This is a genomic window from Neobacillus notoginsengisoli (genome assembly GCF_003515685.1).
Lineage (GTDB): Bacteria > Bacillota > Bacilli > Bacillales > Cytobacillaceae > Bacillus_D > Bacillus_D notoginsengisoli.
The window spans coordinates 159915-170063 of sequence record NZ_QWEG01000012.1; the positions used below are offsets into that span (position 1 = coordinate 159915).

The window sequence follows — 10149 nt, forward strand, 5'->3', positions numbered from 1 at the left end:
TTAAAATAATTCAAAAGCTAGTTGACCACTTGCAATAGCCTTCCGCTTTTTCTTGATTTCTGGCTCTGCAACCTTAATTTCAAACAACGAAATTTGCTGTTCAACCGCTTCAACAGCAGTTCTCTCAATTTCGGTTAGATAAGCAACCAATTCCCCATCCGCAATAAAATCAAATCCAAAGGCTTCAATCAGATCAACTTCTAAAATGCCGTTCACGAAGTTAAAGCCGTTGATTGAACCTTTTTCGATGTGACTTGTAATGGTAGCGGCTTTCCTAATCAGGACGTTTTTAGAGGCATCAGTTTCAATCCGCTGGTTAACCCAAGCAACAAACTGTTCCTTGGTAGTAAGAGCCTTTTGCTTCTTTTTACCGATTCCCGCTAAAATCTCACGAGCCCGGTCAGAAGCCTTTGCTACCCATTCCTCTGTAGAACCTTTTAAGACATTTCCCTTCTTGATGGATTGGATAAGCATGGACTGTAAATCTCCATCATCCCCAAGCATTGCATTTAATCCATCAGAGCTTGCCTCACCGTTTATTGCAGCGGCTGCCTTATTTTTCTGTGCAATCAAAGTAGCCATTTGCTCCTGGAAGGTATCTTTGTATGCTAGATAATACAAACGACACTCTTCAGTTTGACCAATTCTCCATGCTCGTCGGGCTGCCTGGTTTATTGTGAATAAACTCCAGCTGAACTGATAAAAGATAAGTGTTGGTGTACATAGTAAATCAAGCCCTACCTGAACCAACTCTTGTGAAACGATACATACATCGTAATCCTCTTTTTCTATCTTCTTTCTCAGCCATTCCGAGCGTTTATTAGTTTTAGTTGAGGAAGTATCTAAAATGCAGACTGTGGCACCGAGCATTTCAAGGATATGTTTCAACCGCGGCCGGACATCTCTGCCTTCCACGCTAGAGCCAGTATCCCGGACATATACAATGCTTTTTCTGCCTTCGTCTATTTCCCCTTTAATAATCTCCTGGAGTTTTTTCTCCTTGTTTAAAATCCGCTCTTTCGAAAATTCGTCAGGGCTCCAGATTAAGTCCCGGCCTCCGTCCTCTGTCTTGATTGAGAAGGAAGGATAGGTGAATGGATTATCTGGATATGCAATCCCTGTTTGAGTTAGCGGAAGATACAGTTTATGTCCATCATCCCGAGATTGGATTTTCGTTTCAAAGGTGGATACCATATTGCGGTAGTGACCCCTTAAATCATCATCCAGTTCAACCAGGATAGTTGGAACATCAATTAACTCAACCGGATCAGGCCAAACATCTTTAAACCTAACAAGGACACTGTTTTGTACAAGGAACTTTGAAAATACAAATGGGGAAATCCCTGGAAGTACTTTTTCAGTTCGTTTTGTACCGCCTCTTGACTGTTTATTGCTGTACTCCCCTTTATCATCAAAATTATAAAGAGTAGTTTCGATGTTTCCGTATTCCTCATTCCATTTCCTTACTTCAGAGTAAGAATAGCCATTCTCTACCATTAGATGAGGGAATAACCGCCAAAGTGTATAGTAGATATCCTCGGCCTTTCCTCCAAACAAAGTTCCAGTACCGCCAACTACTTTTTTGCAAGCGGCCGCAAGACTACCCAATGAATTGCCCTGTGCGCTCATGCCAGCCTTAAGCATATGGATCTCGTCGACAATAGCTATATCAAAGAACCATTTCATTTTCCTGCGAATATATTCTACCGCTGCTACCCTTCTCGGATTGCCCTGTTGTTTAGGAATATCCGGAAGTGTGTTTTGCAAGTGCTCAACTAACTTTTGGTTATTGTCTTTTAAAGCATGAGAAATTTTTCGCTCATGTTTTAACCATTCATTAATTGAGGAAAAGCGGGTAGGAACTTTCTTAGTCCACAAGCTTTCACCGCATTCGCTGCAAAAAGCATTTGCAGGATTCTTGGAATTATGGATTCTTCGACTCAACCCGAATTCATCTTCGTTCATCGTTCGCTTATTTGCCGTTTCCTGTTCATTGCCATCTTCGTCTAACTCAGTTTCCAAAGATTCAATGACCTGGTGGGCTTCGCCGCAACTGGGACAATAATAGCCAAAACGATAAGGTAACGATTCCTCAAGATTTTGCTTTTTCGTTTTCTTATATTGAAAGTGCAGCGCTGGCACAGTAGCACAATCCCCTCGCATTGTCGTAAATGAAATAACAAAGAAAGTGGGCTTGACTGGCTTTGGCCGTCCGGCTTTAGTCCAGGCACTGTGAAACTGGATTAATTGGTCGGTCCTTTCAATTACTCGAACCTCAGCATGTGGAATAATCTCTTTAATTTCTTCTGGCCACTTTTTAGTTAAACTAGGTGGACTCATCAGACAGGCAAAGTAACCTTTCTTATTCGACATAGCCGCTATTACATCTGGTATGGCTGTCATCATGGTACTCTTGCCAGTACTCATTTCCCCTTGAATAAGAGCAACCTTTTGTCGTTTGAGAACTTTAGCTACTGCTGTGCTAACATGGGCTTGAACCGGAAACAGTTCCCGCTTATAAGTAGAAATTTGCGGGTTTACCGGGTCCGTCAAAGGATTGTGAATTGGAGTAACCCTTTTACTTACCTTTTCAACCATGTCATCCATAAACTTTGTCATGTACTCCGTCAGATCCGCAATTGACTCAACAGCTTGTCCATTTCCGGACTTAGGGAATTTCAGCAGGCCTCTTTGAATCATATTAGAGATGATATCATCAGCTTCTTGTTCCAAAGTTTCCTCTCCAAAATTTAGCTTAAAAATACTAAAGCCTTTGGAAAAAAGAGTCGGGTCAAAATAAAACTTTAACTCTTCAATGCATCCAATTTTTTTGAACTCATCCAGAATGATATCCTTCCACTCAGGTAAGATATTCAGTCCGAATTTGCCTCCGCCTAAGACTTGTCTTAAGTCTTCAGCAGGATCTCCTTCGAACGACAATATATAATCCCCATTACCGAGTAAATCTTCATGAACAATCGCTACTGCTTTTCGATTTTGATTTATGGTAATCGGGAATTTTTCGTATTTCCCTTTATCAGAATACATCCTGAATTCCTGTGCAAATTTATAGTCGGTGAGCTGCTTTTCGCCATGCCCAAACGACATACCGCCGCTTCCGATATCCACCGCAGCTTTCATAGCTTGTAAGGTAGAATCATTCCCGGCAATAATGGTCATTAAAAGTTTGGCACCTTGCCATTCTCTTTCGGGCGGCTCAACCGCTAGTGCGTAGCAAAACGCTGTCTGCCATGCCTGATCTAACAGCAATTCAAGCATTTTAGGCTTATCGCTTGTTTCTTCAACCCTATTCCAATTGATAATCATATGAACTCCCTATCAAAATAAATGAGATAGGAAGCCATACGGCAATCCCTATCTCATTAGTTTGAGTTAGGGATGCACCCCCTATTCTATTTAATCTGCATGAAGCTGAATTAACGTATCACTAGCCTTTATAAGCTGCCGACTCGTTATATTCAATATCTGCTCCAATGCTTTCCAGGTAACTAATCATTGTCTTGGCATCTTCCATCGTGTCGAACATTCCCTCTTTCTGAGCGACTAAGCATTCATTAAAGCTACTCTCAACAAAGAGTGTGATCTCAACAAAGCCTTGACCTGATTGGACCCGGTAAAAAACTCTGTAAGTTACTTTTGTTTGTGGGGAACTAACTTCCGCTTTCCTCAATCAAATTCTCTCCCGTCTAATTGTTTTTTATATGCTTGAATAACCTCATTGCGGGCGCGTTCTATAGTGTCAACGCCTTCAATCGTTATGTTAAGAACCAGCCCATGGGAGGTATGGATTTTAAACCAGCTTCCAGAAGGAATTGGTTCAACAAATTCCACTAAAAACTTCTGGCCTCTATATTCCTCTAGTTTTATTAATTCTAGTAACTCCATGACAGGACTCCTTATATCAATCTCTATGCTGTTTGAAGGACTTGCTCATTCTTCACTTCCATAAGCTGCTTAAACTCATTTATGATTCTCCCTGAGATGTCACAAATTTGAGCACCATATTTCAAAAGTGAATTTTCGTCTTCTTTACTCCAAGACTTCACATACCTAAATGAATAGTCCGAAGTATCAAGGCCGAAGAATGAACACACAACAAATGCTGTTCCCTCTGCAACTACTTCCTTTTCAGATCGTGAGGAAGTTTTATCATAGCGATGAACTTTGGAGTGAACCAATTCATGAACCAACGTTTTACAACGGTGATTTATGCTCAAAGTATCGCTAACAGTAATAGAATGGTAGGCCGGCACATAATAGCCGTTTGCTCCATCCGCATTTCCATAAGTGATTGGACAATTATCCTTGGCAGCAATCTGTTCAGCGTACTCAATAATTTCTCGCGCCTCATCAGAATCTCCCTCAAGGGTAATTTTCACTCTGTCAATCGGAAGCGGTTCGCCTTCGGTTTGTTCATACGCGAATACTGGAACCGTTAAAAAGCCAACGAGCTTAGAATCGACTTCTCCATTTTCATCCTCCACCTTTTTAAAATTCGGTTTAAAGATTCTAATGGACTTTTCTCCTTTTCTCACTTGGCGTCCTAACTCATTCCAACGTTTAAATGAAGCTATAAAACTAGCGTTTGGATACTGAGCTTTGGCTACAATGATGTTTCGAAAGGAGTAGTTTGGCATAAGTGCCTTCATCTCTAAAAGAGCTTTAAACTCTTCCGGAGAATAATTAAAATTTAGTACTCCCTCTTCCAGGACCGATACAAGTTCTTCTACTTTTTCTTGTACCGTAGGTCCATCTTTTTTCCACTTCTTTCTTTTGGTTTGGCGATCAGCCATGTACAACAGCCCCTTACTTAAAGTTTTTTATATATAAAAACGAGAATAGGTAATCCCATTCCCGTTGTTAACCGCCGCAATAAAGTTTTTTAAACGCAAAAAAGCCCTTATGGTATTTGATAGTAAATAGCAAACAGTTGCTACTTAAAAATCAACCACAAAGGCCGTTAAATTTAATGTATCCCCGCTAATCCTAAATGGATTGCAAAAAACCAAAATAAAAAATGAATATATTGGTATTATATCCTTTCTTTTCTGATTTGACAAGGAGTTAATTAATTGTTGTAAAAGATGCGGCAGCATCTTATATATAATAAAGAAAAAGATATTATTCCCCTTTGTATTTATTCTAGGGTTAAAAATTCTTTTATGAGGGGTTAAAAATTTTTTAACCTATCTTTATACCTTAAAAAATTTTTAACCTCCCCCCTAAGTTAAAACCCAATCTTTGATACCTTAAAAAATTCTTAACCTATACCTTAAAGTTTTTTTAACCTATACCTTAAATTTTTTTTATGGTACTAATAAGAACTTTAATGGTACATTTCAAATCTTTTATCCTGTCAGTAAAAATTTTTAACCCGGCTTACAAATGACATGAATCTATTGTCTTAATTGACAAGAATGTGTTGTCTTTAGAAGAAAAATCCATTTATATTAGGTGTGATTTTTGTCATTTGTTTTTAGCCTTCAAAACAAAGAAAAATCCTACAATATTTTTATTGTAGGACTTCAAATTTTATTGAATTAAACTGGCATTCATATTCTTTTAAAGCTGTTTCGAACATTTCGACATAACGTTCCTCTAGCCAATCTTTTGCAAACTCATTCGGAGTCAAGATAGAAATATCCTTGTTTTCCTTCTTGAGCAGGATATTGGAAAACCAGGTATCATAGGACGGCTTACTGATTTTGTTGGAAATGTACTCTTTAATAAATTCCAATAGCGCTAGTTCATCCTTATCCATTTCCTTCTCAACTAGCACCTCACTAGCCAATCGGCTCTTTTTCTTGCTGGATGCTTTAATAAGTTCACCGTATTGTTGCCATTGGAGATAAATCTTTTCAAAGTCTAAATCCTTTTCCAATTTAACTGTTTCATTATTATTAATCATTCTCTTAACATACTTCTCATGCTCTTGCTGCAGCCGCTTTGGTAAACCTTCTTTTTCTTTTTTTAAAGCCTTCCTAATATGAGCTGGTGCATCGTCAGGGATAACAATGTCCGGATCTCCATATATAAGTTTTTTAGACAGCAATGGTACTTTTTTACGGACTTTGAAAATCGGACTTTCTTCCACTCCTTCTCTTGAGCGGTTCCATACCCCAAACTTATAAGCGAATCCATAACGTTCAAGAATGTCCATATAGTTATGTACAGTAGGGCGGGATTTGTCCATTTTCAAACTGATCAATTCAAAGTTTGGGAAGCACCAATCTTTATTACCATAGGCAAAGCGCTTTAAATGTCCAAACAAGGCCAGACCTTCAGCATTTAAAAAATATCCCCAAAAATCAAATAGATAGTTATTGAAGATTGTTAATTCGCCATCAACATATGGAATACTTTCACCATAGCTGTCTAAAGAGAACTTGCGAACCTCATCCTCTGTATACTTTATTATGTCTTTTTCCGGATAATAATAGGTTAGTGTTTTCAAATTAGATTCTTCTTTTACTAGTTTTAATCGCGGTTCAAGGGTCCCAGTTTCAATACCTCTGTAATACTCCAGTTTATCTTTTCCGCCTTTTAGATTCTGCCTATCCTCTTCCATAATAAAAAACCTCCGTTCTTATTCCCTCCCTAAAAGAGTTAAAAAGACACGAAGATTTCCTACTTGATAATTGTGGTCCCTTTTTGTAAAATGGGGTTAATTGATGCAAGTAAGAAATCCCGCCTCTCTTATTTCATTTAATCTTCCAGCGGCCAAACTGAAGGGATTAAATGAAATGCCCAGGGTGGGTTTTTTTTTGCTTCCTGTAATCTCTTTTTTTACCATCATAACAAATATACTGGTCGAATTCTATAATACTATTGGCCAATTGTCTTGTAATTTGTCGAAAAAATTCGAAAAAAAGAGAAAACCCTAGCAAGAAGAAACCGATAGTATTATCGGCTTTATCCACTAGGGCTTTCCCTTTTATATATCCAGTTGTGTGTAATACCATTAAAACATGAAAATTATGTTAGTTCAATAATTAAAATGTATCATAACCGCTTGGATGACAGAAAAGAAATCAAACCAACCCTATAAATAAGTTTTCTAACTCATAAAGAAGATTAAATCTTAAAGGTATATTAGTATTTTTAAAGATCCTCAGCTATTTTTAAAATTTCCTCTTTTGATAGGTTTGCTACTAAAGCCATATATGTCCCTTTTTTCTGAAACTTAACTACATTTAAAGTAGAATTTGCTTCATTCTGGAAACTTCCTATTTCATATTCAAAGCCATTGTCGTTGATAGATAAAAAAACATTATCGTTTATATTGTTAATATTGATAGGAGAATCTTTTTGTTGGGTTAGTAGAATGAAATTATGTTCACCATTTTCAAAATGGGTCACAATAGCACTTTGGCCAAACATTTTAGATTGTTCATTATATTCTTCTCCGAGATTAGTAGCTAAATTCTCTTTGTTGTTGGAAAATTCGAGTGGAGTTGCTAGATTAGTAAACATGGTAGATGACGTTTTCCCACCTACATCAAAAACAACTTTAGCGGTATTCTCACATATTATTGCGGGATTTGGAAAACCGGATATTGTTGAAATATCATAATGAGCATTTTTGTTTTTTGGCCCTAAGGGCATATTACGATTCCAAGAATAAGTGTAGGTAGTATTTGAATATAACTGAACGCCAGAATATTTGTAATCATAACTATTAGAAGCAGTTGATTCGTAATTTCCAGTAAAGCCTACTCCACCAGTAACCTTCCCAGAAAGATTAGTTATCCGAAACGTAGAATTATTCCATTTCCAATTCGTTGAGGTCCAAGCTCCGAAACTAACAACGTGGGCAAGATTATAAGTTACTTTACCGCACGCCGAAAAATAAGGTCCTGAATTAATAGTCTGTACCGTAGACCAACTACCACCAGTAGACCCAGAAGAACCTAAAGGAAAAATGTATACATTATTTTGGCCTCCTGCAGAAACACTTGAACTAATTAATAAAGAACAAACCAAAACCCAAAATGATGAAAAAAACAACTTTTTAAACTTCTTCATAAATACATCTCCTTAAGTTAATTTTTTACATTTGAGCTACATAGTGTATCTACATAGTAACATATAATTGGTAAAATAATAGGAATATTTAGTAAATTTATAAAAGTTTTCCAAATATTTTCATTTGATTTCCTATTTAATTTATAAGTAAGTTACTAGTGTAAAAAATCATCTTAAAAAATTGTATTTTTGACTACTAATTCCTTGTTTTTTTGTCTATTAATGACCACAAAACATAGATAACAAAAGACGTAATCAACACAATAAGAGTTGCATTAAATAAATAATAAATGTCGAATTCCTTAACTTCCTTCTCTGGCAGGCCATAATAATTTTTAATAATATAATTTGAACTTTCATAATCCATAAAGGTATATGAAATTAATCCCCCAAGTATTAAACCACTTAGTAAAGATAATATTTTCTTTTTCATTTTATCAGCCCCCATTTTTTGATATTATTTGTTTATCATCAAATTACAAGTTTTCCACTACTTACCTTTTTTAATCGTTATTATGTTTATATTCTATAATAAAAGAAAATATCCTTTATTATGAAATTTCTAAGGTGGCAACCGGTACACCCGAGTTCAAATCGATTAGCTTTGGCCCTAGCCGCAATCTAGGTTGTACCCTGAATTTTGTTAGAGAACAATTCTTTAAGTGTATTTAGGGTAGTGTTAGTAACAACTAAATAGTTTACATAAAACAAACTCATTTTAAGATGTTGATTTTTTTCACAACGATTACCAATAGCAATATGTGAAAGGATAAGAATATCCACCCCACATATTCCCAGACAAAAAAAGCTCTCCTTTTCAGGAGAGCATGAGTTCAAGTTGCCCGCTGTTGCCAATATTATAGCTTTGAACCTTTTTTTGTATATGGTCTGCAGCGGCGGTCTTAACCTTCATAAATGTGAAAGCAAGTCGGTTTGCAATGGCTCTTATAACCCTTCCGTCGATACTCTGCCCTAACATTTCCCACTTTCTTATCTTTTGAATATGTTCAGGGAAGTTATAGTGCTCTGGAATGTCCAGAATGCGCTTAATTTCATCGATAGACAAGAATCGGAAGCTTTGTCCGTCCTCGCTTAAAACGTGGCTATTTGAGGCTGATTGTGCAGTGTAACGCTTAGGTATGCAAGATATCTTTTCAGCATCCTTGCCAACGAAAGTAAGTTCTAGACTTCTATCCTTCCAGGCTTCTCGGCTGTTAAAAGAATCCATGAACCTCTGTACGCTCTTCCATTCATGCTGAACATTTGAACGGTCTAAAAAGTCTTTTAGTTTTTTTCTCCGTACCTTTGGTGGGGCAGGAAACTCAAATGCTAGGAATCTTTCTTCATTCCGGAAAGCAACCGCATAAGTTCTACGTCTGGTTGCAATCGATCCGAAGTCCCAAGCTTCAATCTCTTTTTGTGCCCAAAACGGATACTCGCCATTTAAAAGGCTTTTTAAGGAATCCCATGCCTTGCTTTTATAGAATTGGGGTACGTTCTCAAAGAATAGTACCTCTGCTTTAGATGACTCAATGATTTTTGCTGTAGCAATCACTAAGTCGTTCATAATATTACCTGAATTATCGCCTAAATTTGAAAACTCATTGCATGGAAGCGAAATAAATGCCATATCTACCTCTGATACGTTTTGGCAATCACGCAAATCCCCATTGAAAATCATGGAATTTGGAAAGTTATGCAACAACACTTCCGCAGAATCTTCCTCTAATTCAATCTCCTGAATAGGAGTAAAATATTTTGTATCCTCAAGGACACTCGTTCCAATTCCCGCTCCTGCACATAGTGAAAGGAGTCTGATCCGCTGTTCCTTTGGAGTTGGAAGGGTGGAATTATCAAAAAGCCTGTATTCAAGAGGCCTGATTACCACTTTTCCTCTATTCCCTCTTTTATATACATTCACTTCGATTTTTTGATTAATGTCGAGGAATGAACAATATTTATCTCCAGCCGTATCTATTAATGGCCGCTCCTCACCGCTAACTTTGCTTTTTCTAGATGCAACATGAACGGTATGAATGTCCTGGCTGTCGGGAAAAGGATAGTTTTGCAAAGTGACTTCTTCCTTTCCCTCATTAATTTGAA

8 protein-coding genes are annotated in these 10149 nt (G+C 37.2%); all 8 read right to left on the reverse strand.

The features are described 5' to 3' along the window. Nucleotides 1-3327, reverse strand: a complete 3327-nt coding sequence (locus D1B31_RS18540; protein WP_118923196.1) for a helicase-related protein — start codon at nt 3325-3327, stop codon at nt 1-3. A gap of 121 nt (nt 3328-3448) precedes the next feature. Next, nucleotides 3449-3691, reverse strand: a complete 243-nt coding sequence (locus tag D1B31_RS18545) for a hypothetical protein (protein ID WP_118923198.1) — start codon at nt 3689-3691, stop codon at nt 3449-3451. Beyond that, nucleotides 3688-3906: a hypothetical protein gene (locus tag D1B31_RS18550; protein ID WP_118923200.1), complete on the reverse strand. Its 219-nt coding sequence runs from the start codon at nt 3904-3906 to the stop codon at nt 3688-3690. The genes D1B31_RS18545 and D1B31_RS18550 overlap by 4 nt, the downstream gene beginning before the upstream one ends. 23 nt (nt 3907-3929) lie before the next feature. Further along, nucleotides 3930-4814: an ArdC-like ssDNA-binding domain-containing protein gene (locus tag D1B31_RS18555; RefSeq protein ID WP_118923202.1), complete on the reverse strand. Its 885-nt coding sequence runs from the start codon at nt 4812-4814 to the stop codon at nt 3930-3932. 719 nt (nt 4815-5533) lie between these two features. After that, entirely contained in the window at nt 5534-6589 is a 1056-nt protein-coding gene (locus D1B31_RS18560; RefSeq protein WP_118923204.1) for a DnaA N-terminal domain-containing protein, read from the reverse strand. A 533-nt stretch (nt 6590-7122) separates the two neighbouring features. Then, a complete protein-coding gene (locus tag D1B31_RS18570) occupies nt 7123-8046 on the reverse strand; it encodes a DUF4367 domain-containing protein (protein ID WP_118923208.1) in 924 nt (307 codons plus the stop codon). 196 nt (nt 8047-8242) lie between these two features. Then, nucleotides 8243-8479: a hypothetical protein gene (locus D1B31_RS18575; protein WP_118923210.1), complete on the reverse strand. Its 237-nt coding sequence runs from the start codon at nt 8477-8479 to the stop codon at nt 8243-8245. 384 nt (nt 8480-8863) lie between these two features. Then, nucleotides 8864-10149: DNA cytosine methyltransferase (locus D1B31_RS18580; protein ID WP_118923212.1), on the reverse strand; the 1286-nt coding region annotated here is incomplete at its 5' end.

Excerpts from the sequence above, each read along its gene's own strand:
- D1B31_RS18540 (WP_118923196.1), bottom strand. The coding sequence starts at position 3,327 with ATGATTATCAATTGGAATAGGGTTGAAGAAACAAGCGATAAGCCTAAA.
- D1B31_RS18550 (WP_118923200.1), bottom strand. The coding sequence starts at position 3,906 with ATGGAGTTACTAGAATTAATAAAACTAGAGGAATATAGAGGCCAGAAG.
- D1B31_RS18555 (WP_118923202.1), bottom strand. The coding sequence starts at position 4,814 with ATGGCTGATCGCCAAACCAAAAGAAAGAAGTGGAAAAAAGATGGACCT.
- D1B31_RS18560 (WP_118923204.1), bottom strand. The coding sequence starts at position 6,589 with ATGGAAGAGGATAGGCAGAATCTAAAAGGCGGAAAAGATAAACTGGAG.
- D1B31_RS18570 (WP_118923208.1), bottom strand. The coding sequence starts at position 8,046 with ATGAAGAAGTTTAAAAAGTTGTTTTTTTCATCATTTTGGGTTTTGGTT.
- D1B31_RS18575 (WP_118923210.1), bottom strand. The coding sequence starts at position 8,479 with ATGAAAAAGAAAATATTATCTTTACTAAGTGGTTTAATACTTGGGGGA.